The following is a 26523-nucleotide window of genomic DNA, read 5'->3' as shown; positions in this document are numbered from 1 at the left end:
TCCATATTCAAGATAATGTGGTCCAGAAACATAAAATGACGGGTCAGGCAGACGCCTGCACCGTCATTTTATGTTTGAAGCATGGACGTTACATCAATGTTCCGTTAGCAAGCAGCTGGACGTTTAAGAATACGTTGGCTCGCTTGAAGACGAGGAAGCCGAAGCGGATGAGGAACCGCCCCCGCTTTGGAACATGGACTGAACCTGCTCCAGCAGGTACGGAGTCGCATCGATAATGCGTTCGAACAGATGCGTCTGGTTGTCCAGCGGCACGATATGAACGCCATCCTTTCCGACGACGAGAAAAGCAATGGGACTGATGGTCACCCCGCCGCCACTGCCGCCGCCGAACGGAAGTCCGTTGTGATCCATGGACGAATGATCAGCGGAAGACCGGTGATCCCCGCCTGCCTCGACGTTGTAATCACTGCCCCCGGCCGCAAAACCAAAGGCCACCTTGCTTATAGGCAAAATGACGCTGCCGTCAGGTGTGTTTACAGGGTCACCGACAATCGTATTGACGTCCACCATGCCCTTGATGTTCTCCATCGCGGTTTGCATCAAGCCTTGAATTGGGTGTTCTGCCATGATTTAATTCCTCCTTTCATCTTTAACACGCGAACCATAAGTACCAGTCCAGCATACATAGCTTTACCGCAGGAGATTTCCGCTATGCAGCGCATTTCGGTGGAAATTTGCGGCGGTCCGTTAAATATGGGCGATATGTCAAGCTGCGGAATTTGCTCCATCTTCAGCTTGTACGATACCCATCCAAGCAGCGTATGCTTGATGCTCCACATCAGTCCGGTGGCAACCGCGGTTTCGGCCGCGTTGTCCAGCGCTACCCTGGTCGTCCACTTGAGTTCCTTCAGGCGTATCCGGGTCAAGGTTCGTTTCATCCATCGCTTGAAGCTCGGCGATTTGGTAAGGCCGCCGTTCAAGCCTCGCAAGGGGAAGGACATCGGAATCGATTTGGCCGGTTCGTCCCCGTCCTCCTCCTGCTCCTCCTTGTCCGGCACTTCCTTGATCTCCAGTTCAACCGCCCCGTTCGCCACCTTAACCGGAATGTCGTATTCCCGGCGCAGCAGCCCAAACAACATGGTGATGCGTATGTTTACTTTGCATTCTTTGGTGCTAAGACGTATGCCGAAGCTCATCGTAATCATCGAGCTCAGCACGATCAGCAGCAGGATGACGAACAACAAGACCAGCCCGATCGCCAGTAAGACCCAGATGCTCACACACGTTACCTCCAGACAATGAATATACCCGTTGGCTTAGTATGGCAATTCGATCGTAAAAAGATGCGGATACTAAAAAACACGGTACGCCTGATCCAGCGGGATAACCCCGCTTGTCTGGCGCACCGTGTTTTATATAGCGATGACGTAAACTCAAACAGGCCATCTCAATCAACATCATCAATCGTAAGCTGCCGACCGTCCAGCTTGTCGAACAGCAGCTGCGTTTCCTCCTCCAGCTGATCCGTATCCTCAAACTGGGAAGGCTCCGGCAAGTCCTTGATGCTGGCCAAGCCAAAATAATCCAAAAACGCCTTGGTCGTCCCGTACAGAATCGGGCGGCCGATCGCTTCGGCTCTGCCGACCTCCTCGATCAAGCCTTTGTTCACCAGGGTGTGAATCGCCCGCTCGGACTTTACGCCGCGAATCTCCTCGATCTCCACCCGGGTTATCGGCTGCCGGTAAGCAACGATTGACAGCGTCTCCAGCGCCGCCTGGGACAGCGCAGACCGGGATGGTGAATAGGCCAGCCGTTCAAAATACGGCGCATGCTCAGGCAGCGTAGCCAGCTTGTAGTTTCCGGCAATCTGAACGATCTGGATCCCGCGATGCTGACGCTCACAGTCCTCCTTCATCTCCTCCAGTGCGGACGTGATCAGCTCCGCCTTCTGCTCCGTAATTTCGGAGAGCTGCTTCACCGACAGCCCCTCTTCTCCTGAAAGAAACAGCAGTCCCTCAATAATCGATTTCAGCATCGGATATTCCATCAAGTCTTTCTTCCCCTCTCCACTCCATAACGATATCTCCGAATAAGGATTCCTGATAACACCAGATCTGCTTCATCTTCATCAGTTCCAGAATGGCCAGGAATGTCACCACAATTTCATGCCGCTCCATCTCCTCATGCAGCAGCTTCGAGAACAGCACACGCCCTCCGCGTCCAACATTCTGCAGCGTGTCCACCACTTGGCGAATTCGGTCCTTGACCGAGATTTCATCCCGTTCAATGCGGGCGTAAGACGTCCGTTTCACCGCTTTGCTAAGGGCACGCTGAAAGGCGGCAATCAAATCGGAAATATGTAATCCTTCAACCGGGTTTTCCGGCGTCACAGGCATATAAGGCGTTAAATCTTCGGCTTCCTTGGAATATATCTGGCTGCGCTCCCATTCCCGTTCATGGAGGTGGCGAGCGATGCCTTTATATTTTCGATATTCTATCAGCTTCTGAATGAGCTCGGCTCTTGGGTCAATATCATCATCTTCATAATAATCGAACTCGTCCATTTCAATAACCGGGGGCTTTGGCAACAGCAGCTTGCTTTTGATGGACAGCAGCGTTGCCGCCATCACGAGAAACTCGCTGGTAATCTCCAGCTCCAGCTCCTGCATGCTCTGCAAATAGGCCATGTACTGATCGGTAATCTCGCTGACGGGAATATCCTGGATGTCAATTTCCGCTTTATCAATGAGATGCAGAAGCAGATCAAGCGGACCTTCAAACGTCTCCAGCTTGTACAATACGGTCACGGTGAATCCTCCCGCCAAAAATAAAATGCAGTGTCCTTAAAAAAGAACACTACATTAAATAAGCACTATTTTAGCTGTTTCGTCAAGTTTGCCATTTCAATGGCCGCCATCGCGGAATCCCAGCCCTTGTTGCCCGCCTTCGTTCCTGCACGCTCGACCGCTTGCTCGATGTTCTCGGTTGTGACGACGCCAAAAATCGTGGGCACGCCGGTCTTCAGGTTAATGGCGGACACCCCTTTGGCCACCTCGTTGCACACATAATCATAATGGGTCGTTGAGCCGCGAATCACGGTCCCGAGCGTAATAATCGCATCGTACTTGCCGCTTTCCGCCATTTTCTGGGCGATGAGGGGGATTTCGAAAGCGCCCGGTACCCAGGCCACATCCACCTCGTCGTCCTTCACCCCATGCCGCTTCAGCGCGTCAAGTGCCCCGCCCAGCAGCTTGCTTGTAATAAACTCGTTAAAACGTCCCACGACGATCCCGTACCGAAGTCCTTCGGAAACCAGATTACCTTCAAAATAATGTGCCATGTTTGTCATCAACCTTTCGAATTAGAATTTAGGATTTATATTTTGCTGCTTTCGTTTTGCTCGATGTCATCAAACTCCAGCATGTGTCCGAGCTTGGCCTGCTTGGTGTGAAGATATGCGGTGTTGTCTTCATTTTCCGGCATTTGAATCGGCACCCGCTCGACCACTTCCAGCCCGTAACCCTCCAGTCCCTTGATTTTGCGAGGGTTGTTGGTGAGCAGACGGATTTTGCGGACACCCAGATCCTTCAGAATTTGGGCCCCGATTCCGTAGTCGCGCAGGTCGGCTGGAAATCCAAGCTTCAGATTGGCATCCACCGTGTCCAGCCCTTCTTCCTGGAGTTTATAAGCCTTCAGCTTGTTGATCAGTCCGATGCCGCGGCCTTCCTGACGCATGTACAGGAGCACTCCGCTGCCCGCCTCATGAATCTGGCGAAGCGCAGCCTCAAACTGCGGTCCGCAGTCGCAGCGATGCGAGTGGAACACATCGCCGGTCAGGCACTCGGAGTGAACGCGCACAAGGACCGGCTGCTCACCGTCAATTTCTCCCTTGACGAGGGCCACATGCTCCTTGTTGTCCACATCGTTGGTGTAGGCTACCGCCTGGAACACCCCGAAGTCTGTCGGCATGCGCACGGCCACTTCGCGATGAACAAGCTGCTCCTTGGCGTTGCGGTAATGAATTAGATCCTTGATGCTGATCAGCTTGAGCTGATGCTTCTCCGCAATATCCACCAGATCAGTCAATCGGGCCATCGTTCCGTCTTCTTTGATCACCTCACAGATGACGCCGGCTGGATATGAGCCGCACATCCGTGCCAGATCGATGGCCGCCTCAGTATGTCCAGCCCGGCGCAGAACGCCGCCATCCTTGGCGATGAGCGGGAACATGTGGCCCGGCCGCCGGAAATCCGCTGCGGTCGCTGCCGGATCCATAATGCCCCGAACGGTGAGCGAGCGTTCATACGCGGAAATGCCCGTCGTCGTATCCTTGTGATCGATCGACACGGTGAACGCAGTGCCGTGGTAATCCGTGTTCTGGGCGACCATCGGCTTCAGATCCAGCTCCTCCGCTCTCTTTTGGGTCATTGGCAAGCAGACGAGCCCGCGGCCCTCTTTGATCATAAAATTGATGACCTCCGGCGTTGCCATTTCCGCTAATGCGATGAAATCCCCTTCATTCTCACGGTCTTCGTCATCAACGACGATGATGACTTTCCCTTGCTTCAGGTCATCCAGCGCTTCTTCAATCGAATGAAATGAAAACTGTTCCTCCATCGTTCCATCCTCCTTATCCATAAATGTGCTGATGCGATCCTCTATCTCTTGTGTACCTGTTCTATATGAAACCGTGCTCGGCCAAATATTCCCGGCTGATCCCCGAGCCGGCTTCTGTCCTTCCGCCGTCCTGCCCTTCATCCGGGCGGTAATGCAGCAGGTGATCCACATATTTGCCCAGAATGTCGGTTTCAATGTTGATCGTATCGCCAGCCCTCTTGTATCCGAGTACGGTTTCGCCCAGCGTGTGCGGAATGATCGAAACGGTGAAGGAGGATGCGGTCGTCTTGACGACCGTCAAACTAATTCCATCCAGCGTAACCGACCCTTTCGGAATGATGTATTTAAAGAGCTCCTTGTTCTCGGGTGCGATTTCATACACGACCGCATTATGATCAGCATGGACGCTTCGAATCGTGCCTACCCCATCTACATGACCCTGTACAATATGCCCGCCAAAACGTCCGCCTGCCGCCATCGCCCGCTCCAGGTTCACCTTGCTCCCGGCTTTCAGCGCCTTCAGAGTCGTATTCCTGTAAGTTTCCGGCATCACATCCACCGTGAACATGCCCGTATCGATCGAAGTTGCCGTCAGGCATACCCCGTTAACCGATACGCTGTCGCCCAGCTTCAGGTCATCCATAATGCGCGAGGCAGCAATGCTGAGCACCATCGCCTCTCCCTGGCGGCTAATGCGGCGCATTTCCCCGATCTCTTCCACTAATCCGGTAAACATCGTTTAGGTTCGCCTCCTTTCCTCCCAGCTTCGTTATTTCCAGACAGGAACGCCTGTAATGCATACATTGTCCCCAATCCGCTCCACCTCCAGCTGTTCAAGCTCCACCGCATCGCTCATGCGCTCATAACCATCGAAGCTGAAGCTAGCAGGCGCATTGTGCCCGCCAACAATCTTCGGAGCCAAGAACAGCATCATGCGGTCAACCAGCCGTTCCTCCAGCATGGCCCCGTTTAATGTACCCCCGCCCTCAAGCAGAACCGAGCCGATCTCCATCTCGCCGAGGCGTGCCATGCCCGCCTTGAGATCCACACGCGGACCGTCTCCGCACCGGATCACCGTCAGCCCGGCTGCCTCCAGTGCATTCTGCTTCTCCCGGTCGGCCAGCTCCGTCGTCAGAATGATCGTCGGCGCCGCTTTATCTGTCACCAGCCGGCAATCCATCGGGATGCGAAGCCTTGAATCAACGACTATTCTGGCCGGATGCAGGCCATCCACCGTAAGCCGGGTGGTCAGCTGTGGGTTGTCCGCAATGACCGTCGACACCCCGACCATAATACCTTGATGCCGATGCCGGAGCGTATGAACAATCTCACGGGATGCTTCATTCGATATCCATTTGCTGTCTCCGGTCCGGGTGGCAATTTTCCCATCCAGCGTGCTGGCGGTCTTCAATGTGACATAAGGCAGCCCTGTCGTAATGTATTTGATAAACCGCTCATTCAACCGGAGCGCCCTGTCCCGGAGCACGCCTGTGTCCACTTGAATGCCCGCAGCCCGAAGCTTCTCAATGCCGGTTCCAGCCACGCGCGGATTCGGGTCCTCGCAGGCAACGACAACACGCTTGACACCCTCTGCAATCAGCCGGTCACTGCAGGGTGGTGTTTTGCCGTAATGGCTGCACGGCTCGAGCGTGACGTACACGGTACTGCCCTTCGCTTTGTTGCCAGCCATGTTCAAGGCGTGAACCTCCGCATGCGGCGTCCCGCGGGCAAGATGGGTCCCCACACCGGCCAGCGCTCCATCCTGAACAACCACGCAGCCGACCACCGGATTGATGCCCGTCTGGCCTTGTGCTCGTTCCGCCATATCCAGCGCCAGCGACATGTAGTATTCATCATTCATAATGTCCATTTTGCCCCTCCTCAGCATTATGTTTCGTCATGCGGGCAGCTAAGGGTAAGGATGCCCCGCGTGACGTATGGACGAAGCAAATTTCTGCAAGAAATAAAAGAGCCCTGTCCGGATTCTCAAATCCAAACAGGGCCTCATGGGAGTATTCAAAAGATAGCAATAAACAAGACTATGCGTATCCAAGCATCACAAATAAACATTCAACCCCCGATGGACACATCCAACCATCCGGATTCACTTGTGAAAAACCGCACATAGCTTGAAGCATTGCTTCTGTTATCGGACATTGACAATGTTTAACCTGAAGATAGGCATACCGAGAATCGGCATAGCCACATGATTAAACAGATGCCAAGCTTCGTCCATCCTTCTCCCATCCAGACTATACTGTCGGTCCCGGATTTGCACCAGGTCCACCGTATGCGCGCACTTTCACGCATCCGGGTCACGGACTAAGCCCGCGTCTACAGCTCTTACTTTCCTACGCTGATTATGACACGTGCATCACCGCCGGTTGGGAATTGCACCCGACCCCGAAGGATAACATGTTATGAAGTTTTCTCAGTAAATAACTTTACTGTTGCTTATAAAAATAACACTCACCTTGCAAAAATGCAAGCATCGCAAATGTCGATTCGGTGTCAGACTGGCTAATGGCACTGTTATCATTACCCCAGTCCCAGCTCGTGTACGATCACATCATCATCAAAGATCGCGCGAATCACCTCTTCCCGATGCGAAACACATACGTTCAACCAATCGTGAAAGCTGTCCATCACTCCATATAATTTAGGCTGGAACGTATCATAATAGCCGACCCGATATTCATGATCTTGCATCTTCTCGATAATAAAACACCACATATTCCCATTATGGTCATAAGCAAATGGAATGAGCTGGTCCACCGTAACATATCCACCTTCACGAATTGGAATAGGTTGACCATCATCGACCTTATGAGGCCCCGCTGTCCATGGTCTGTAGGTATGTTGAAGGGCGCCGATTTGTTGATTCCCTTGTCCCACAGCGGATATTTCCTGACAGCGATATAAGTATGCACCGTTGCTGAACTCGGATACGAATTTGCAATACGATTCCGGCAGACGCACCCCCAAAGCAATTTCGGTTTCCATAATATCAGCTTCGGTTGCAGGCGGATATACCTCATGCTGTGAACGTTCCTGTTGTAACGTTGTGATCACGGAACTATTCAATTTCATTCCCTCTATCGCTCCTTCACTTCATGTTCACCTTGGTCCTGATATCAAATTAACGGTGCGGGTAAGAGCTCTGATTCCCATCACAGGAGAGCCTTCCCTTCCTCATGCCGGGCTCCTGGCCCGGTGCTCGGCTGTCGAATCTGCAATGAATACGCAGCCACACTAAGAACCACCAGACCAACGGCAAAAATCGCAAATAACCAAACGGCCTGGTGAAGCGGGAGATGATCCAGACTCCAGCCCGTAACGAGCGGCAGGATGGCACCGCCTATGCCTCCCGAGGCGATCAATATGCTAGGCGTCGATTCCTCGCTCCCCTCCAGCAGCTTGCTCGCAAATACGAGCGCGATGGAGAACAGCCCGGACATGAACAGCCCCAGCAGCAATATGATCGTAAATGCGGCCCACACCTGCTCCGCAAACGGAAAGATGATCAACATCATCAATGTCAGCAGACAGCTCAGCAGCACATAGACCCGGTAGTGGATCTTCTCGGCCAGCGTTCCGGCGAATATCCGGCCGACCGACATCGCCACCCAGAAGCAGGTAATGCTGAGGGCGGCCGTCTCTTTCATTACCCCAAGCTTCTCAATCAGAATGGCTGGCATGAAGTTGGCCAGACTCATCTCGGTTCCTACATAGAGAAAGAAAAATACGATAAACAGCGCCAGAATGCCAAACGCGCTTCCCCGATACTTATACGCCGCCTTGCCAACCGGCTCCTCGCCTTCAGCCGAAGCCGTATCGCCCCGCGTGTCAAGCACTGCGTCAGCTTCACCAAAGGAGCTTCTGGACCAGAACAGCAGCGTCACAAAGGAAAACAGGGACACGACAAAAAACGAAAACTTCCACCATTCCTGCGTAATGAATCCGCTCGCAATCATCGGCATCACCATGGCGCCAACGCCGAAGAACACCTCAAGCCGGCTCATAGCCACCGCCGTCTTGTCTTTAATGGCCGCAATAATAATCGTTCCGATGACCGCTTCAATCATGCCGAAGCCGAAGCCGGCGGCGACAGCAATCACGTACAGCCACTCCCATGGCGGCAGCAGCGTGTACAGAAACTCGGCTGCCGTCAGCAAACCGGCAGCGATCAGCAGTCCCCCTCTTTTGCCAAAGCGGCGGTTGATCAGCGGCGAGACAAGCACGCCCACCAGAAAGCCGGCAAATTGGGTGAAGATGAGCATGCCGCCTTCACTGTATTCCCGGCCGTAATGCTCCAGCATGACCGGCAGCACCGAACCCAGCACAACATGCGCCAGACCGATTAAGAAATACGATAAACACCCGATCCATAATAACCGTTTCATATCAATCTCCTTCAGGTATGAACATAAGCCAAAAGGATCTCTATATTCCACGAAACCGCGGAATGTGAGATCCTTTGGGATGAATGTATCTTTAATTATGCTTCGAATACTTCCACTTTCTCCATTTTGTCGCGGCCTTTGAACTCGTCCACATATTCCATACCTTCAACCACTTTGCCAAATACGGTATGCTGACCGTCCAGGTGCGGCTGCGGCTCATAGCAGATATAGAATTGGCTTCCGCCTGTGTTGCGTCCGGCATGCGCCATCGCCAGGCTTCCGCGCTCGTGCTTGTTTGGGTTGATCTCACAGTTGATCGTGTATCCAGGGCCGCCGGTACCTGTGCCGTTAGGGCATCCGCCTTGCGCTACGAACCCAGGGATTACGCGGTGAAACACCAGACCGTTGTAGAATCCGGAGTTTGCCAGCTTCTCAAAGTTGGCTACGGTGTTTGGCGCGTCCTGATCGAACAGCTCAAGCAGCACCTCTTTGCCGTTTTCCAATGTAATTTTCGCTTTTTTTGCCATATTGGGTAACTCCCTTCGTGAGTGCTATGATCGATATTTCTGTATTCAGACAATACAATGACTAGTGTACTATGAAAACCATTTTTAAGCAAAGTGCATCGAGAATCGCAAGCAGCAAAGATCGAATCCCAACCGCCGACTCTCTTTCGCCCGCAGTCCGGTGTGAAGGAGGATGCATCCATCGAAAGTAAACAAGACCCGGAGGGCATGCGCCTCTCCAGGTCCTGTTCCGTCATCCTAAGATTATATTAGCTGGATACCGCTTCTTTGTGCAAGCGCGCAGGAACGACATCATGGCTGACAATATCGTCAAGCGACTCACGACGAACGACCAGCTCGCTTTGGCCATCCTTTACAAACACAACCGCCGGTTTGCGGATCCGGTTGTAGTTGCTGGCCATGGAGTAGTTGTACGCTCCTGTGCAGGATACCGCGAGCAGATCGCCTGTGTTCACTTTCGGCAGATCCAGATCCCAGATCAGCATATCGCCGCTCTCACAGCATTTACCGGCAATGGATACCGTCTCTTCGACCTTCTCGTTTGCACGGTTGGCCAGAATCGCCTCGTACTTCGACTCATACAGCGCCGGACGCGGGTTGTCTGTCATTCCGCCGTCTACAGCCACGTATTTGCGAACGCCAGGAATATCCTTGCTTGTACCTACCGTGTACAGCGTGGTGCCCGCATCGCCCACGATGCTGCGGCCCGGTTCAACCCAAATTTCAGGAAGCTCGGAACCGATGTCGGCGAAATGCTGCTTCACAGCATCCGTAATCGCTTTGACATATTGGGAAACCTGCAGCGGTGTGTCTCCCTCTGTGTAGCGGATGCCGAATCCGCCGCCCAAATTGACTACCGTGAACACTACGCCAAGCTCGCTCTTCACTTTGGAAGCAAAATCAGCCACGCGCTGAACCGCCATCTGGAAGCCTTCCACCTCGAAGATCTGCGATCCGATATGCGAGTGAATACCCATCAGCTGGATGTTAGGCTGTTCCGAAGCCAGCTTCACCGCTTCGAAGGCCGAACCGTTGCCAATGTCAAAACCGAATTTGGAGTCGGTCTGACCTGTGGAAATATATTCATGCGTATGCGCTTCAACGCCTGGTGTCACGCGCAGCAAAATGTTCACGTTCACGCCTTTGTCAGCCGCAATGGCTTGCAGCATGTGAAGCTCTACTGCATTGTCAACCACAAAGCAGCCAATCTTCGCATCAAGCGCCATCTCGATTTCTTCGATCGTTTTGTTGTTGCCGTGGAAATGAATCCGCTCCGCTGGGAACCCAGCCTGCAGCGCCGTGTACAGCTCGCCATCGGATACAACGTCAAGGGACATGCCTTCCTCTTCAGCAAGACGGCACATCGCCATCACACAGAAAGCTTTGCTGGCATAAGCGACCTGGAATTTCAAACCGGAAGCCTTGAAAGCTTCAATATATTCCCGGCAGCGGTTGCGCACCGACTGCTCGTCTACAATATAAAGTGGGGTGCCGTATTGGGCCTTCAATTCGGTGGTATCACAGCCGCCGATCTCCAAATGGCCTTGTTCGTTAATTTTGCTAGTACCGTGTAAAAACATGGTCACAATTCCTCCGATCTAGGTATGCATCATTTGAATCGAGTAATTGTTCACAGTATAGCAGACGCATTATCATTTTCAAAATGGATTTTTCAACAGAACATTTGTGTTAATTATCAATGTCCATCTCTCGGGTTCATTTCGGACCCCATTTTGGTATGGTCTCTTGTTTTGTTCAGCGCCGGGCGTCTGGTAGATAACAGCAGCGGTTTGCGCACCAAAACCTCCCCCATCGCCTTTGCACTAAATGGTATAAACGGCCACAGATACGACGAATTGTAAGAGCGATGTGTCGTCAGAGCCAGGATGAGCAGTGTCGTGCCAATCACCAATCCTTTGACGCTGAACATCGCGGTGACAATCAACAGAAACAAGCGGACGATGCGATTGGCAAGTCCCAATTCATAGCTCGGCGTAGCGAACATGCCGATGGCAGCAATCGCCATGTACAGCACAACCTCGTTCACGAAAAATCCGGTTTCGACCGCCATTTCCCCGATCAGAATGGCTGCGATCAAGCCCATGGCGGAAGCCAGCGGCGTCGGGGTGTGAACGGCAGCCAGCCGCAGCAGGTCAACACCAAATTCCACCATGAGAAACTGGCCGATCAGCGGAATTTTGGCGTTCTCCTGGGGGCCCAGAATCGTTAGTAACGGCGGCTTGAGCTCAGGATGGACGACAAGGAGCATCCAGAGCGGGAGCAGAAACATCGAAACGAAGATACCGCCGAACCGCACCCAGCGCAAATAGGTTCCCATGAAAGGCGTCTGCCGGTTCTCTTCCGCATGCTGGCACAGATCAAAAAAGGTCGTCGGCATAATCATGACGCTCGGCGAGGTATCCACCATCACCACGATTCGCCCTTCCAGCAGATGGGAGGCAACCACATCCGGACGCTCGGAATACCGGACGAGCGGATACGGATGCCAGCCTTTGTTCACAATCGCCTCTTCGAGCTGCTTGTCTCCGATCGGAAGCCCCTCGATGTCAATCTCCTTGATTTTATCCCGGATGGCTTCAACCTGTGAACGATCGGCGATGTCATCCACATACAAAATGCAAACATCAGACTGTGTCCGGCGACCCACCTTCATGATTTCGCAATGCAGTCCCGGATCACGCACACGCCGACGCACCAGATTGACGTTCGTAACGAGCGTTTCCGTGAAACCGTCTCGCGCGCCACGGACCACCTTCTCAACCGCTGGCTCCTCCATCCCTCTGACGGGATAGACCCGGGTGTCGATGAGGATAACCTTGCCTTCTCCCTCAACGAACAGCGCGCTTTCCCCGGTCAGCACCTTGTCGATGGCCTTGCTCAGCTTGTCGCTTTCCTCCACCTGAAAATGCGGAATATAATGATTGACCATAACGTCGACCGCATCGGATTCGATGTCGTCCGGCTTCAGGTAGCTTAGCCTTTTCAATATTTCGGTTACGCTGGCCCCATCGGTCAATCCGTTCAGGAACAACAGGCCGACCCGCCTTCCGGCAAATGTCATTTCCCGAAAAATGATGTCGTAGGAAACGTCCAGCCCCATCACTTCCTTCAGCGTATCTTTCAGCTGATCGAAATGATCCGGAATCTCGTCTCTCTCCTGCCAGTAGAGCACCGATTCCTCCGTGCTGTCTGACCGCTCGGCATTCCGCTTGCGAAACAGCGCCTCCTCGCGCTCCTTGGCTTCATTATTCCCGACCGTTGTCTGCGTCTCATCCGCCATACGCCAATCTCCCCCAGTCTTCATTAGTCATCATTTGTTGAAAACAAACCAGTCAAACAGCGAGCCAGCCACCTTGCCGGCCACCATCGCCATCAGCAATCCGAACAAATACCCGGTCAGCCGCAGCCGTTTGGCCAGAATCGGCAGCACGTTCAGCACCTCGGTCAGCGCGGCAGCCAGCATGCCGATAAATGTGCCACACAATAGCCCAATCAACGTGCTGACAAGCGGCCCGAGCGGAACCGACCACTTCCAGAAGTCCGCCATCGTCCCGATAAACGTTCCGCTGATTAACGCGCCTTCATACCAGTGCACGCGGTGATAGGTCGAGGTAAGCTGTGACAGCCTCGGAATAATGTCCAGCACGATAATCAGGGCAATCACTCCGCCTCCCACCGCAATCCCGCCGGCAGCGCCCAGAATACAGATGAAGATGCCCTGCGCGATGCTGGCTATCATGGCTTCCTGCCTGCCGGCTCATTCTTGCTGCTCATCTTGCGATACTCCTCCGCCACGACGAATTGGTCGAGATTTTCCTGATACAGGTACATTTCGACCTCCAGCGGGGTCGGCTCTTCATTCCACTTCTTCTTGAACAGATGGTTAAAAAACACCGTCATGCCAAATCCGAGGCCAAGCGAATAGGCAATCTGAAACAAATACGGCTGCTCGTCCCGCTTGCCGGTCAAGATCTCCACAATCCGGATCTGAACCTCCAGCATATTCACATCGGCATGAAAATTCATAATCGTCAGCATCGAGCCAAAAAACAGCAAAAGCCAGACGAGCGGAAACCAGTAGCGGGAGGACCGATTCGGCGGACCGACCAGCTCGACAAGCGTATGATGATTCCCCATCGGCTCAATATGAGCGCCGGGCACGAATTGTTGGATTTTCGGAATAATCTGGATTAAATCAATGACGAGGCGATTGCCGTCTTTGTCCCTGGGCTTGGCAAGAGGCATATCCAGCAGCTTCTGCTCCCACGCAGCAGGTTCGCAGACGATAAAGGCAACGTCACGGAGCTTGACCACGCTCTCTCTGGGTAAACGAACCCGGCTTTTCAGCTGCAGAAACACCATTGGAGTGGGACTCACCTTCATCCGATACACTCCTTTACTGCTAAATTACTGTTAGTATGGTAAATCCCGCTCGTTTCTACTCGATTCCCCCCAACTTTTTTGACTCCCTTGAGAAAACTGCCCCCCCTTACTTAAAGGCGATCAAAGCGCAGCAAAAAGACGCCTTCCACCGGAAGACGCCTGTGCTTGCAAGCATAAACGAACTGTTAGCCGCAACTAACTATTGTGCAATTTCGTTGCGTATGCTCTGCAGTATTTTTTTCTCCAGCCTGGATACCTGCACCTGGGATATGCCAAGGCGACTGGCTACCTCGGACTGGGTTTGATCCCGGAAATATCTCAAATATACGATAAGCCGCTCTCGCTCGGACAAACCGCCGATCGCTTCATTCAAGGCCAGCTTGTCAAACCACCGTTCCTGTGAATCATCCGCGATCTGGTCCATCAGCGTGATCGGATCTCCGTCATTCTCAAATACCGTCTCATGAATTGAAGTCGGCGGCTTGTTGGCCTCCTGGGCAAACACCACATCCTCCGGTGATACCCCAAGCTCCTCCGCCACTTCCTTAACCGTAGGCAGACGATCCAGCTGCTTGGACAGCTCATCGCGCTTCTTCCTTACCTTATTGGCCATTTCCTTCAGCGAGCGGCTGACCTTCAGTGTGCCGTCATCACGCAGGAACCGCTGAATTTCACCGATGATCATCGGAACGGCATACGTGGAAAACTTGACATCATAACTGAGATCGAACTTGTCAACAGACTTCAGGAGACCGATACAGCCGATTTGAAACAGGTCATCCGGGTCATAGCCCCGGTTCATGAACCTTTGTACAACCGACCAGACGAGACGAATATTACAATTGACGAGCGTGTCCCGTGCAAGCGTGTCCCCGCTCTGGCTAAGTGCAATGAGTCGTTTAACCTCCGCGTCGTCCAAAAAGGTCTGCGAAGTCTTCTTCACATCGGCATCCATTTGTCCAACCCCTAATTATATAAAGCTTTCTTGGATTCGATCCTCTTCTTCATTCTGATCGACGTCCCCTTGCCGGGCTCGCTGACCACTTCAAATTCGTCCATGAAGTTCTCCATGATGGTAAAGCCCATACCGGAGCGCTCAAGCTCAGGTTTGGAGGTATAGAGCGGCTGCTTCGCCATCTCCAGATCCTCAATGCCCGCTCCCTTGTCCTCGATCAGCAGCGTGATCATATCCCCGTCAATCCCTGCCTCGATTCGGACAACGCCTTCGGGGTTGCTGTCATAGCCATGGATGATACAGTTGGTCACCGCTTCGGATACTACGGTTTTCAGGTCGCTAAGCTCGTCCATCGTCGGGTCCAGCTGGGATACAAAGGCAGCCACAGCGACGCGGGCGAAAGATTCGTTCTCCGACCTTGCAGCAAATTCCAGCGTCATGAAATTGTGCTGTGCTTGAGCCTCACTCATGACACCACCTCCAGACCCGAGAGTGCGGTCCCCTCGTTTTCGTAGATCGGCATAATTTTGAACAGCCCCGACATCTCCAGCAGGCGGTATACCTGCGGTTTGACGTCACAGAGCGCCATCTTGCCGCCCTTATGCTTGATCGATTTATACCGACCCAGGATGACGCCCAGGCCGGAGCTGTCCATAAACTCCAGATTCTTCAGACTCATCACCAGATGCTCCGTCTGACGTTTTGTGATGGCATCATCCAGCATGATTCGGACATGATCGGCCGTATGATGATCCAGTTCACCGGACAAACGGACGATCAGGACATGTCTGTGATGCTCCATATCCACATGCAGATTCATGTTTGCTCACTCTCCTCCCTGACTTGAACAACAATTTCTACATGGTGAAAAGACATTCCTGCCCCGCGACAAAACTAGAAGAAAACTGCTATCAATCTACATCAAACAACTTGCTTGTCGTACGCTTGAACAGATTCCAGAAGCCGGCCTTCTTCACAGACACCGGGGAGGCCAGTTCAAACTCCTTGACCAGCTGCTCGCCTTGATAAACCGACAGCTTGCCAATGATCTGCCCCTTGTCCACCGGCGCTTTCAGATCCTCCACGAAATGAATTTCGTGCCGAAGCTCGGTCGTTTTGCCTCCTTTTTTCACAAGGACGCTATAATCCTTCTCGGCCTGGAGCGCAAGCTCAGGCACTTTCCCCTTCTGAATCTTGACGGTGCCCAGCACTTCCCCCGTCTTGAAGATCGAGTGCATGCTGTACTGCGAAAAAGCGTAATCAAACATCCGGGAAATATCGCTGTTCCTCGTCTTCGTGTCCGGGGCGCCCATCACGACCGCGACTGCACGCAGCCCGTCCCGCTTGGCCGTAGCCGACAGACAGAACTTCGCCTCCGACGTATACCCGGTCTTTAAGCCGTCAGCGCCCGAATAGAACCGCACGAGCTTGTTCGTATTGACGAGCCAGAATGGCTTCGGCGTATCCTGTCTTAAATAATCTTGATAGGCTCCCGTATATTTCGTGATTTCCTCATACTTGAGCAGCTCACGGCTCATGAGAGCAATGTCATGCGCGGTTGTGTAGTGATCCGCCGCCGGGAGACCGTTGCAATTCACGAAATGGGTGTTTTTCATGCCGAGCTCGGCGGCCTTGTCATTCATCATCTGCACGAATGCTTCTTCAGAGCCGGCGATCTTCTCAGCCATGGCCACAGAGGCATCATTGCCGGAAGCCATCGCAATTCCTTTGAGCATCTCTTCCACGGTCATCTCTTCCCCGGGCTCGAGGAAAATCTGTGATCCGCCCATCGACGCTGCATATTCGCTGGTCCGGACCTTGTCTGTCCATTTCAGCCGTCCGTCCTCAATCGCCTCCATCGTCAGCAGCATCGTCATAATTTTGGTAATACTTGCGGGAGGCAGCTTATCATGGCTGTTTTTCTCATAAATGATGGTTCCGGTATCCGCGTCGAGCAATATGGCAGAACGCGCGCTCGGTGCAAGCTCCTGTGTGCTTCCGGCATTTGCGCTCTTGTCATCCGCGGCATAACCAGGGGATGTCCCGCCAACCAAGCCGACAATCGCGGCCAGTATCCCGGTAAACAACGCTTTTTTCACAATCCGTCCCCTCCTGAAATATAGATCATCCCGTTCACATACGGGTCTCTATTCATTGTCGTCAGGATGTAAGCAAATTATTCCAATCGGGCACAACTAAAAATAGACCAACCGGAAGTTGCTCCGATTGGTCTATCACTGAAAGGCCGCACAGGCGTCAAAATCTCATCAACCTGCAAACCTGATGCGTTGTTACATGTTCGGGATGATGCCCATGACCAGTCCCAAAAATTTCTCTCTCACCTTCTCTGCGGTCTCCATCACTTCTTCATGAGACAGCGGCTGATCCAAAATGCCTGCCGCCATGTTGCTGATGCAGGAAATGCCAAGCACTTCAATGCCTGCATGCCTTGCAACAATCACTTCGGATACCGTGGACATGCCGACCGCATCGGCTCCGAGCGTGCGCAGCATCACAATTTCAGCCGGCGTCTCATACGTCGGACCGAGCAGACCGGCATACACGCCTTCGCGAAGAACGATGCCCTGACTGACAGCCACCTCCTTGGCTACCTGGCGCAATCTGCGGCTGTAGGCTTCAGACATGTCCGGGAAGCGAACGCCAAGCGCCGAATCATTCGGCCCGACCAGCGGATTGCGCCCGGTCAGATTCAGATGATCCGAAATCAGCATCAGATCTCCCGGCTGATAGGACAGGTTCACGCCTCCCGCCGCATTGGTAACCAGCAGGCTCTTGACCCCGAGCTCCTTCATGACGCGGACAGGAAATGCGGTTACTTCCGGACCATAGCCTTCATACATATGGAAGCGGCCCTTCATCATGACGACAGGGCGTCCCTGGATATTGCCCAGCAGCAGCTCGCCTTCATGCCCTTCCACGGTGGATACCGGGAAATGAGGAATGTCCGTATAAGCGATCGATACCGTATCCTCCATTAAATCAGCAAGCACGCCAAGACCTGATCCGAGAATGAGTCCGATTTCCGGCTTGATCGTCGTTTGCTGCGCTATGTATGCTGCAGCTGCTTTGATCGTTTCTTGATTTATTGTTGTCATTATAGTTCTCCTCACAAATGTATTAATTTCTTCTATATAATTATAGATTACCCCAATCGGCCGGAGTCCGAACACAATTGGCACAATATCTATTCGCCCGATTTCGGATGAAAGCGATCGTAGACCTCTTTCATGCTCTTCTTGGGCGCCTGGTACATCTGGGTCGTCGACAAGTCAGAATGACCCAGCAACTCCTGAACGGACCTCAGATCTGCACCGTTCTCCAGCAGATGCAGTGCAAAGGAGTGGCGCAGCGTATGCGGGTTAATTTCCTCCTCGATTCCGGCAGCTTCGCCATGCTTTTTCATAATCTTCCAAAAGCCCTGCCTTGTCATTCGTGTTCCCAGATTGTTCAAAAATAAAGCCTCTGCCTCCCGGTCCGGCTTCAGCATGCGGCCTCGCATGCCGTCCAGGTAAACCTCGACCGAATGCGCAGCCCCCGGGCTGATCGGAACGATGCGCTCCTTGCCTCCGCTGCCGACACAGCGCATAAACCGCATGCTTGTATCGACATCCCCGACGTTCAGGGACACCAGCTCGGACACCTTGATGCCCGATGCATAGAGCAGCTCCAGCATCGCCTTGTCCCTTGCGCCGTGTGGCGTCCCCGGATCAGGCATGGAGAGCAGCTTGTCCACCTGGGCCGTCGTCAGCGCCCGCGGCTGCTTGCGCTCCGGCTTGGGCGTGTCCATAAACAGCGTAGGGTCTTGCACAATGACCGATTGACGCACCAAATACCGGAAGAAGGAGCGAAGCGCCGCCATGCACCGCAGCAAGGAAGACGATGCGCGTCCCTGCTGCTTGAGGCTTCCGATATAGAGGCTGGGCAGCGCCCGGTTCACCTCTTGCGGATGCACGATGCCCCGCTCGGCAGCAAACGCGATAAATCCGGCGATATCTGTTTTATAGGATTCGATTGTATTCTTCGAAAGTCCTTTTTCATCTTCCAAATAAGACATGTAGGCTCCCAAATATGGTTCCATCTGTTATCCCCGCTTTTTCCTGTTCCGGTTCCGCTAGTATGCCGCTTATTCCCCATACCAATAGAACAGCTTCAGCCGCATCGCCGGTGAATATTGGCTGTCCATCGTGCTCTCGGGCTGAAATGCCTTCACAGCCTGTCCGCTTGGCACCTGGTACGGATTGGACGGATTGACCCAATCGCCCACCCAGTCCAGTACATAATAGAAGAACACCGTCAGCACGGCAAAACATGCAACAAAGCGAATCAAGGAGATCATTTTGCGAATGGATATAATCACTGGCAGCGCCTCACCTTCGTGAAATACCTGATCATTCCCAAACTATGTCCCGTCCTGCACAAATATGACCGTTCGCACTGTTTCGCACCGTCCGCTAGCGTATACGTTCTTATGGAGTCTACTCTCCTAATCCCTTCTATATGTACAAGAATCCTATCTTCATATAAAAAGCCCTCCCGGAAGGATCGCCGGATGAGGGCTCGCCGTGATCGTTAGGAATCACTGCAGGTGATCGATTATGAGTTAGGATTTATCCGTATCATTCTTGCCCTTTTCCTTGCAACGGTAGCATATCCCGTGGAAATCAAGCCGATGGTCGTATACGGTAAAATTAAATTCGCGCTCCAGCCGCTCCTCTAATGGTCCAAGCCAATCCTCACGAATTTCGTCCATGCTTCCGCATTGAGTACATATCAGATGATGATGATGATGTTTCGAGGTATCGGTTCTGAGATCATAGCGGGCGACGCCGTCGCCAAAGTTGATTTTCTCCACAACATGCAGCTCGCTCAGGAGCTCAAGGGTACGGTACACGGTAGCCAGACCGATCTCAGGAGCCTTCTCTTTAACGAGCATAAACACATCCTCGGCGCTAAGGTGGTCGTCTTCATTCTCCAACAATACGCTTACCGTGGCTTCCCTTTGGGGCGTTAGTTTATAGCCTTGGGATTGTAACTGCTGTTTAATTTTGTCGATCCGCGCTTCCATCGTTTCCCTCCCCCTTGGAAATCACACCACGTAAAATGGTCACTTCCTTCATTATAGGGGGACTTTACAAACAAAGTCAATCGGTTTTGCTAGAAGGCAAGATTCGTGGCCTGAACCAGCATCGGCGTCACCCACCTCATCATGCTAGGGGTCACCCACATCTCAAACGAGGCTGCTGCCAGCGTCGCCAGAGCCATAACCCCGGTCGTTATCGCATAGGACATCAGCGGCTTAGCCAAGCTTCCGCCCCGCTGCACCAGCAGCCGGTTGCGTATCATATAAAGGGAGAAATGGATGGCCGTCACGCTGCACATCATGACGATAGGGATCATCAGCATATTTTGCGGGGCGACCGACACGAGGGCAAACAGCAGTCCGCTCCATGAATATTGGCCGACCAAATATCCGACGGTAAACCCGATCAGCACACCCTTCAAAAAGTCCAATATAAGAATGCCCGGCAGCCCGATCACTGACAAGCCTAATATCCATATCAACCCGATCCATTTCAGATGAAGGGAAGCAATCTCCCAGAAACTGGATTGTCCGCTCGCTGGGCCGCCTTCATGAAGATTAACAAAAAAATGGTTCAAGTATCGCGCGATATCCTGCTGCTGCTCCAGTGACAGCGCACTGACCATCATCGCTCCGAACAGCACGCCTACCAAAAACAAGACGGCAACAAAAACATAGAGCGGGGCCTGATCCTTGAAGGCTTTGCGGAATGAATGCATAGAGTAGCGTCTCCTTTCATGGGTCTACTCTACTCTATGAAGACGGTCTCTTTTCTATGACTTTCTTATATCAATCGAGCGTGTGGTTCTTCGTATAGCCCACTCGTCATCCCTTGTCGCCAAGAAGCGACACCACCCGGATGCTGTAACGCCGCTTCATTTCATCACTTTCCCGTATGTCCCCCCACCACCGGATGCTAACTGCAGCGTCCCGTTTCGGGCTTGTATAATGCTCTCCGCCAGCGCCTCTCCAGCCACGGCTGCCAGCTCTGTCTCCGAAGCTCGGTGTAATATCGCCATCTCCGTCCCAAAGGCGTCCAGCAGCTTCTTCATCGCCGATTTCCCGAGTCCGGGAATGAACTCAAGCGGAATCTGGTAATGATAGGGCGGACGAAACGCAGGAATGATCGGCTCGGTGCGATCTGCGAAGCTCAGGATGCGGTCGAGCACGCCACCCACAAGCTTGGTGCTGCCGCAATAAGGGCATCGCCCTTCCTGTGAGGCCGCATCCGCCTCGTCCATAATGCTCTCACACCCCGAGCAATAGGTCCGGTGATATTTACCGAGCCTCGGGTTCAATCCGTAGTTCGCGGTTACTCTGCGGCCGTCTCTTCGCTCCAGCGCCCGCTTGAACTCTGCAAAGGACGGCTCCTTCATCGCGATCCGGTTGTACTCCCGGCCAATCTTGCCTAGGGAGTGGGCATCGGAATTGCTGAGAAAGGAATACGAGTCCAGCTCCGAGATCAATCCGGCCATCGCGGAATCCGCACTCAATCCAAGCTCGATGCCGGATATGCCACCCGGATCAAACACGTCGGCCAGCCGATCGGTCATGCTGCCGTAGAGCCCTTTATGAGGCGTAAACACATGGGCGGGAATAAGTATCCCGCCCCGGTCGGTCACCTCTTGCTGAAGCTCTCTCGGCGAGACATAGATGCGCTGCGAGCTGAGCTGGATATTTTTCATATAACGGGCCATCCAGCCTGTAAAGTCCTGCATCATGTTGAGGGATGGAAAATAGGCCAGCACATGCGCCGCTCCCCGGCCTGGCCCCCGAACCTCGATCTCGCTGCCCAGCACAATGACCGTATCCCGGTAGGCGATGCCGCCTCCGGCCAGCTCCCTCATAATCCCGCTGTCCAGGCAGGCCATAATATCCTCCTGAACGGAGGGAGAATGACAATCAATGATTCCGGTCATCTGGATCCCTTTGCGCTCCGAGCTTTCGACTGCAATGTTCTCGAAGGTCAGATTGTTGCTGGCGCTGATCTTGACCGCCTGTCCGTTGGTTGCCCGGCCGATGTGAATATGAAGATCACAGAAAAATTGCGTAAGTTCTTGCTGGTGAGAAGCTGTATTGTCCGTGCTCATCATCAGATCTTTCCCGTCAGGCTGTACATATTCCAGGCATATACCGCGAGGATCGTCTTCGCATCGCTGATGCGCTCCTCCTGAATCAGCTGGTAGGCTTCCTCAAGTGTGATCTCGGCCATTTCCAGAAATTCGTCTTCGTCGGGATTCATGTCGCCTCGCGTTAAATCTTCGGCCAGATAGAGATGAATAACTTCATCCGCAAAGCCGGGGGATGTATAGAAAGAATGCAGCTTTCGAATCGAGCCGCACGTATACCCCGTCTCTTCCTCCAGCTCGCGCTTGGCCGCTTCCAGCGGGTCTTCGCCAGGCTCCAGCTTTCCTGCCGGGATCTCCACCTCGCAGCGTCCCAGCGGCTGTCTGTATTGGTCAACAACAAGCATTTTTTGATCCTTCAAGGCCAGTACCGCCACAGCTCCCGGGTGTCTCACCACTTCACGGGTCGCTGTATTTCCGTTCGGAAGACGAACCGTGTCCACCTGAAGTGAGATGATCTTTCCGCTGAAGATGTTGTTCGTTGACAGTGTGGTCTCCTCCAGCCTTGCGTTCGGGACGTGCCCGTTCTTGCTGCCGATATCGCTCATATCATGGCCTCCTTTGTCTGATACGTGGCATCTTTGTCCATGCTATTGCATAAGGTGTATTATATCAAATTTCGCGAGAAAGAAGGAACGAGCCATGAAGAGCTACAAAGGAACAAATTCCTTTCATATGGTGGGACAAGCTTGGCAAATCCGGATTATGCTGAAGCAATGGCAAAAAGAATGGGGCAAGGACGCAACGGTACTGGATGTCATTATGCCTCCAAAACCGAGAAAATAACGTAAATATTAACCGTAGTTTATAGGACTTTAGAATCATTTTGCGACGTTTGGTGTGTTTTTTCAAAAAAAGTTCACGACTTATGCATCGTTTCGTGTGTTGTTACAGTGGGAGGCTTCGAATATGCGACAAATCATGCTTAATGAAATCGATTTAACAGCGAATCTCATATGGAATGATTATGAGCGGGGACAATGGTATGAACGGCGCGGGCTGCTGAAGGAAGCATTGGAGAGCTACCGTGCGGCCACTTCGCGCTCGCCGGACGTCGAGCGGTCCACTGGTCAGGATACGGCACTCATCTGGCTGCAATACGGCAAGCTCAGCATGCGTCTGCGCTCCTTCTCCAATTCAGAGTCGGCGTATGCGCATGTGGTTCAGAGCAGCAATGCCTATGCACAGCATGCGCTGAACCAATGGGCTGCCCTGCTTCTCACGCAAGGGTTAAGCGATCCGGAGATATACAAGCATCTCTCCGGCAGAATCTCCGGTCTCGCTGCTTCGCCGGAGATGATCGGCTGCGCGATGTTTTATATCGGCGCTTATCGCGAGGCTGCGGAGTGCTTCAGAGGATGCCTTGACTCCCTCGGACCAAGCGGCGGCATCATGTATGCCAAGGCGCTCATTCGGCTGCAGCAAACGTCGGAAGCGCTGCGGCTGTTGGAGCAATTGGAGAATTGCCAGGTCCCTTCCGGCAGCAGTAACAGGAATGCATGGCAACAAGATCTGCGCCATTTACAGCTGCTGTGCCGATGGAAGCTTGCAGGTAATTCCCAATCGACGCTGACGCTGACCGATCCGCTGGAGCTGGCGAAAACCGCTGTATCGGTCGGTCTGATTCCGGAGGCAGAATGGCTGCTCTCCTTGAACGGGATCGATGCCGGTTATGCTTTGATCTGCCTGTTATACAATGAAGGCTACATTACGGAGGCCGTTTCCCATATCGAGATGCTGGGGCAGCTTCCCATCGGAGACGCTGGCATCTACAGCGAGAAATTGTGTGTTATTGCTGCCGAAGTCTTGTATGATCAGGGCAAGTACGAGGAGGCCTCGTCCCAGTTTCAGCAAATCCGCCAAGCCTGGCCATCCTGCACGGCCGCCCGATTCGGAGAAGCGGCGTGTCATCTGCAATCGGCGCTGCTGTCGTTGTCCCGAAGACTGGAAACCAGCTTCTCCTCCCCTAAGCTGCAGCAGGAAATTATGGAGCATATCGACAACATCGTCGCCGCCCTCAACCTCGTTGACAGCTCTGGCTGGCACACAAGCTGGACACCCTCCCAGAAGCGGGTTGATAACAAACGAAAAGCCCCATGCGCTGTTCTGCTTAACTAAACGCTTGTGACTTCATTTCATCGCTCTTTATATATAAAGGGGTGTCCGGGCTTCTCATCCCGAAACACCCCTTTTGCTATGTCTCAATCATGCAATAACCATGCTATGAACCTTTACCCACTTATGCCTTCGCATTCTCCTGTACAATTGCAACGACCAGTTCAGCCGCTTTGACGAGATCTGAAGCTTGAATACGTTCCTTGGTCGTATGGATCTCCTTGTAGCCCACCGCCAGATTCACAGTCGGCACGCCCAGACCGTTGAAGATGTTGGCATCGCTGCCGCCGCCCGAAGCAAACAGCCGCTCGTTCAGACCGATGCGGCCAATCGCCCGCTTGGCAAGCTGCACAACTTCATCGTGCTCGTTAAAGCTGAACGAAGGATAGATGATTTCGCTAATAAACTCCGAGTCAGCGCCGAATTCGCGCACCGTTGTTTCCAGCGCCTCACGCATATCGCTGATCTGCTTGTTCACCTTTTCCTGCACGATGCTTCTGGCTTCCGCTTCCAGCTGCACATAGTCACACACGATATTCGTCGGACCACCGCCGGCAAACTGACCGATATTAGCGGTCGTCTCATGGTCGATACGGCCCAGCTTCATTTTGGCAATCGCCTTGGCTGCAACCTGAATCGCGCTGATTCCATCCTCCGGATTGACACCCGCATGCGCGGATCTCCCCTTGATGATCATTTTAATTTTTGCTTGTGTCGGCGCAGCGACCGCGATGGAGCCGATATCTCCGTTGGAGTCAAGCGCAAAGCCCAGATCAGCATCCAGCATATTCGGATCAAGCGCTCTTGCGCCTACGAGTCCCGATTCTTCGCCTACCGTGATCACAAATTGAATTTGACCATGCGGAATGTTGTTTTCCTGAATGACACGAATCGCTTCCAGCAGAGCTGCGATCCCCGCTTTGTCGTCCGCACCCAGAATGGTCGTGCCGTCACTGCGAATCCAACCATCCTCTCCCAGCGTCGGTTTCACGCCTTTGCCCGGGGTCACGGTATCCATATGACAGGTAAACAGGAGCTTCGGCGCCTCCTCAGCCTGCTCCGCCTTCCAGGTAATGATCAGGTTGCCTGCACCATGTCCTGTCTTCTCCTTGGCGTCATCCTCCACAATGTCAAGCCCGAGGTTGCCGAATTTCTGCTTCAGCACGCCGGAGATCTGTTCCTCAAACTTCGTTTCACTATCAATCTGGACCAGTTCCATAAACTCATTCACGATTCGCTCTTTAGAGACCACTGGACTTCCCTCTCTTTCACATATACGTTACAATGTCTTATAAGAATGGCCTATTTCGATATCAGGCATGCTAGCAATGTACATTATTAAACTTAAATTAAAGGAGCAACACCATGCAACGAAAAAAGTGGTTTAAATTTGTCATTTATCTGATGCTGCTCGCCATGATCTGCTCGACCTTGATGATTGTCCTCGAGCCTCTCTTGTTCCGTTAATCGGACATGTTCTGCCCATTGAGTGACATGAGGTTCCGTTCATCTTCCCGGATTCAGGCTGAATACCGTCCAATCCGGAAAAAACGCTCCCGTTGCCACCCAAGCAGGTGTAGCGGGAGCGTCCGTTACTTTAACGCCACACAGGTGCATAAGGAAATATACGGGTGAAAAAAGGCAACAGCTCACGCGCTACTTCCTCCACCTCAAAGGTGTTCCCCGTAATATCCTCCAGTGAGGTTACTCCGTATTCCTGAATTCCGCACGGTATAATTCCCGCAAATCCGTCTTCGGCAATGCCTGCCTTGATATTAAAAGCGAAGCCGTGGCTCGTGACAAAGGCTCGCTGATGCCGGCATTTGTTAAACTTCACGCCGATGGCGCAAATTTTCCGGTCTCCGACCCACACTCCGGTATATTCCGGTTTTCTTCCGGATTCAATGCCGTGCGAAGCCAGATAATCTATAATGACCTGCTCCACGTTTCGGAGATAAGCGTGAAGGTCAAGCCCCTTTCCAGCATCCAGCATCAGCAAGGGATAGCCGACAAGCTGCCCAGGCCCGTGATATGTAATGTCTCCTCCGCGATCAATTTCGAACAGGCCTATGCCCCGCTTCTCAAGCTCTTCCCGGCTGAGCAACAAATGCTCGGGATGTCTCTGGGAACCAATCGTATACGTAGGAGGATGCTGGAGAAGCATCAGCTGCTCTGAACGCTTCCCCTCATCAATCCCTGCCACGATCTCCTTCTGAAGCTCCCAGGCATCTCCGTAATTCATCATCGGCGTGTACGTTACATCCAACTGTCTATTCATCTGCAGCGCCTTCTTTCACCTAAGAGTAATGCCGAT

At 52.9% G+C, this 26523-nt stretch carries 31 protein-coding genes and 1 riboswitch; of the genes, 3 read left to right on the top strand and 28 right to left on the bottom strand.

Annotation, left to right across the window (positions count from 1 at the left end):
* Nucleotides 1–123: 123 nt before the first annotated feature.
* The 26 genes from ytfJ to CHH75_RS09720 form a co-directional block, all read right to left on the bottom strand.
* On the bottom strand, nt 124–588 hold the full coding sequence (gene ytfJ / locus CHH75_RS09845) for a GerW family sporulation protein (RefSeq protein ID WP_095398050.1): 465 nt from the start codon (nt 586–588) through the stop codon (nt 124–126).
* Nucleotides 561–1241, bottom strand: coding sequence for a DUF2953 domain-containing protein (locus CHH75_RS09840; RefSeq protein WP_095263473.1), 681 nt, complete (start codon nt 1239–1241; stop codon nt 561–563). The genes ytfJ and CHH75_RS09840 overlap by 28 nt, the downstream gene beginning before the upstream one ends.
* A gap of 167 nt (nt 1242–1408) precedes the next feature.
* Nucleotides 1409–2008, bottom strand: coding sequence for an SMC-Scp complex subunit ScpB (gene scpB / locus CHH75_RS09835; RefSeq protein WP_095263472.1), 600 nt, complete (start codon nt 2006–2008; stop codon nt 1409–1411).
* Nucleotides 1977–2768: a segregation and condensation protein A gene (locus CHH75_RS09830; protein WP_095398049.1), complete on the bottom strand. Its 792-nt coding sequence runs from the start codon at nt 2766–2768 to the stop codon at nt 1977–1979. The genes scpB and CHH75_RS09830 overlap by 32 nt, the downstream gene beginning before the upstream one ends.
* Nucleotides 2769–2833: 65 nt before the next feature.
* Nucleotides 2834–3301: a 6,7-dimethyl-8-ribityllumazine synthase gene (gene ribH, locus CHH75_RS09825; protein WP_095263470.1), complete on the bottom strand. Its 468-nt coding sequence runs from the start codon at nt 3299–3301 to the stop codon at nt 2834–2836.
* A 35-nt stretch (nt 3302–3336) separates the two neighbouring features.
* A complete protein-coding gene (locus CHH75_RS09820; RefSeq protein ID WP_095398048.1) occupies nt 3337–4578 on the bottom strand; it encodes a bifunctional 3,4-dihydroxy-2-butanone-4-phosphate synthase/GTP cyclohydrolase II in 1242 nt (413 codons plus the stop codon).
* A gap of 61 nt (nt 4579–4639) precedes the next feature.
* Nucleotides 4640–5314 carry a riboflavin synthase gene (locus CHH75_RS09815; protein WP_095398047.1) on the bottom strand — a complete coding sequence of 225 codons (675 nt, stop codon included), beginning with the start codon at nt 5312–5314 and terminating at the stop codon, nt 4640–4642.
* Between the two features lie 33 nt (nt 5315–5347).
* On the bottom strand, nt 5348–6448 hold the full coding sequence (ribD, locus tag CHH75_RS09810; RefSeq protein ID WP_095398046.1) for a bifunctional diaminohydroxyphosphoribosylaminopyrimidine deaminase/5-amino-6-(5-phosphoribosylamino)uracil reductase RibD: 1101 nt from the start codon (nt 6446–6448) through the stop codon (nt 5348–5350).
* Between the two features lie 361 nt (nt 6449–6809).
* Nucleotides 6810–6993, bottom strand: a riboswitch (FMN riboswitch).
* Nucleotides 6994–7116: 123 nt separating this feature from the next.
* A complete protein-coding gene (locus CHH75_RS09805) occupies nt 7117–7668 on the bottom strand; it encodes an SMI1/KNR4 family protein (RefSeq protein ID WP_095398045.1) in 552 nt (183 codons plus the stop codon).
* A gap of 80 nt (nt 7669–7748) precedes the next feature.
* Nucleotides 7749–8981 (bottom strand): MFS transporter, encoded by a 1233-nt coding sequence (locus tag CHH75_RS09800; protein ID WP_095263465.1) that lies wholly within the window; start codon nt 8979–8981, stop codon nt 7749–7751.
* Nucleotides 8982–9076: 95 nt separating this feature from the next.
* Complete coding sequence (locus CHH75_RS09795) at nt 9077–9508, bottom strand: peptidylprolyl isomerase (RefSeq protein ID WP_095263464.1); 432 nt, start codon at nt 9506–9508, stop codon at nt 9077–9079.
* Between the two features lie 248 nt (nt 9509–9756).
* On the bottom strand, nt 9757–11088 hold the full coding sequence (gene lysA / locus CHH75_RS09790; RefSeq protein ID WP_095398044.1) for a diaminopimelate decarboxylase: 1332 nt from the start codon (nt 11086–11088) through the stop codon (nt 9757–9759).
* Nucleotides 11089–11204: 116 nt separating this feature from the next.
* Nucleotides 11205–12809, bottom strand: a complete 1605-nt coding sequence (locus CHH75_RS09785; RefSeq protein WP_244908066.1) for a spore germination protein — start codon at nt 12807–12809, stop codon at nt 11205–11207.
* 30 nt (nt 12810–12839) lie between these two features.
* Complete coding sequence (locus tag CHH75_RS09780; protein WP_095263461.1) at nt 12840–13268, bottom strand: stage V sporulation protein AB; 429 nt, start codon at nt 13266–13268, stop codon at nt 12840–12842.
* Nucleotides 13265–13912, bottom strand: coding sequence for a stage V sporulation protein AA (locus tag CHH75_RS09775; RefSeq protein WP_095263460.1), 648 nt, complete (start codon nt 13910–13912; stop codon nt 13265–13267). The genes CHH75_RS09780 and CHH75_RS09775 overlap by 4 nt, the downstream gene beginning before the upstream one ends.
* 199 nt (nt 13913–14111) lie before the next feature.
* Nucleotides 14112–14867: an RNA polymerase sporulation sigma factor SigF gene (sigF, locus tag CHH75_RS09770; protein WP_095263459.1), complete on the bottom strand. Its 756-nt coding sequence runs from the start codon at nt 14865–14867 to the stop codon at nt 14112–14114.
* An 11-nt stretch (nt 14868–14878) separates the two neighbouring features.
* Entirely contained in the window at nt 14879–15337 is a 459-nt protein-coding gene (gene spoIIAB / locus CHH75_RS09765) for an anti-sigma F factor (RefSeq protein WP_095263458.1), read from the bottom strand.
* Nucleotides 15334–15687: an anti-sigma F factor antagonist gene (gene spoIIAA / locus CHH75_RS09760; RefSeq protein ID WP_095263457.1), complete on the bottom strand. Its 354-nt coding sequence runs from the start codon at nt 15685–15687 to the stop codon at nt 15334–15336. The genes spoIIAB and spoIIAA overlap by 4 nt, the downstream gene beginning before the upstream one ends.
* A gap of 91 nt (nt 15688–15778) precedes the next feature.
* On the bottom strand, nt 15779–16966 hold the full coding sequence (locus CHH75_RS09755) for a D-alanyl-D-alanine carboxypeptidase family protein (protein WP_095263456.1): 1188 nt from the start codon (nt 16964–16966) through the stop codon (nt 15779–15781).
* 192 nt (nt 16967–17158) lie between these two features.
* Complete coding sequence (locus tag CHH75_RS09750) at nt 17159–17983, bottom strand: purine-nucleoside phosphorylase (protein ID WP_095263455.1); 825 nt, start codon at nt 17981–17983, stop codon at nt 17159–17161.
* Nucleotides 17984–18072: 89 nt separating this feature from the next.
* Nucleotides 18073–18966, bottom strand: a complete 894-nt coding sequence (xerD, locus tag CHH75_RS09745) for a site-specific tyrosine recombinase XerD (RefSeq protein WP_095263454.1) — start codon at nt 18964–18966, stop codon at nt 18073–18075.
* A gap of 45 nt (nt 18967–19011) precedes the next feature.
* Nucleotides 19012–19245, bottom strand: a complete 234-nt coding sequence (locus tag CHH75_RS09740) for a YqzK family protein (protein ID WP_095263453.1) — start codon at nt 19243–19245, stop codon at nt 19012–19014.
* Nucleotides 19246–19488: 243 nt separating this feature from the next.
* Nucleotides 19489–19953: a ferric iron uptake transcriptional regulator gene (gene fur / locus CHH75_RS09735; protein ID WP_095263452.1), complete on the bottom strand. Its 465-nt coding sequence runs from the start codon at nt 19951–19953 to the stop codon at nt 19489–19491.
* Nucleotides 19954–20042: 89 nt separating this feature from the next.
* Nucleotides 20043–20687: a stage II sporulation protein M gene (spoIIM, locus tag CHH75_RS09730; RefSeq protein WP_095263451.1), complete on the bottom strand. Its 645-nt coding sequence runs from the start codon at nt 20685–20687 to the stop codon at nt 20043–20045.
* Nucleotides 20688–20843: 156 nt separating this feature from the next.
* On the bottom strand, nt 20844–22058 hold the full coding sequence (locus CHH75_RS09725) for an endonuclease Q family protein (protein WP_095263450.1): 1215 nt from the start codon (nt 22056–22058) through the stop codon (nt 20844–20846).
* Between the two features lie 2 nt (nt 22059–22060).
* Nucleotides 22061–22642: an NUDIX hydrolase gene (locus CHH75_RS09720; RefSeq protein ID WP_095263449.1), complete on the bottom strand. Its 582-nt coding sequence runs from the start codon at nt 22640–22642 to the stop codon at nt 22061–22063.
* 94 nt (nt 22643–22736) lie between these two features.
* Here CHH75_RS09720 and mciZ point away from each other — a divergent pair, with 94 nt between their 5' ends.
* Both mciZ and CHH75_RS09710 read left to right on the top strand, forming a co-directional pair.
* Nucleotides 22737–22880, top strand: a complete 144-nt coding sequence (gene mciZ / locus CHH75_RS09715; protein ID WP_095263448.1) for a Z-ring formation inhibitor MciZ — start codon at nt 22737–22739, stop codon at nt 22878–22880.
* A 123-nt stretch (nt 22881–23003) separates the two neighbouring features.
* On the top strand, nt 23004–24212 hold the full coding sequence (locus CHH75_RS09710) for a tetratricopeptide repeat protein (RefSeq protein WP_095263447.1): 1209 nt from the start codon (nt 23004–23006) through the stop codon (nt 24210–24212).
* Nucleotides 24213–24333: 121 nt separating this feature from the next.
* Here CHH75_RS09710 and CHH75_RS09705 read toward each other — a convergent pair whose 3' ends face one another.
* Nucleotides 24334–25461: a tripeptidase T gene (locus CHH75_RS09705; RefSeq protein ID WP_095263446.1), complete on the bottom strand. Its 1128-nt coding sequence runs from the start codon at nt 25459–25461 to the stop codon at nt 24334–24336.
* A gap of 113 nt (nt 25462–25574) precedes the next feature.
* On the opposite strand from CHH75_RS09705, the gene prli42 reads away from it, so the two are divergent.
* On the top strand, nt 25575–25676 hold the full coding sequence (gene prli42 / locus CHH75_RS09700; RefSeq protein WP_095263445.1) for a stressosome-associated protein Prli42: 102 nt from the start codon (nt 25575–25577) through the stop codon (nt 25674–25676).
* A gap of 130 nt (nt 25677–25806) precedes the next feature.
* On the opposite strand, the gene lipB is transcribed toward prli42, so the two are convergent.
* Nucleotides 25807–26487 carry a lipoyl(octanoyl) transferase LipB gene (gene lipB, locus CHH75_RS09695; RefSeq protein ID WP_095263444.1) on the bottom strand — a complete coding sequence of 227 codons (681 nt, stop codon included), beginning with the start codon at nt 26485–26487 and terminating at the stop codon, nt 25807–25809.
* Nucleotides 26488–26523: the final 36 nt, after the last annotated feature.

Origin of the sequence: Paenibacillus sp. 7541, assembly GCF_002276395.1 — a bacterium.
Lineage (GTDB): Bacteria > Bacillota > Bacilli > Paenibacillales > Paenibacillaceae > Paenibacillus_AQ > Paenibacillus_AQ campinasensis.
The sequence above is the reverse complement of the archived record's forward strand: the minus strand, read 5'-3'. Positions and strand labels throughout refer to the sequence as shown.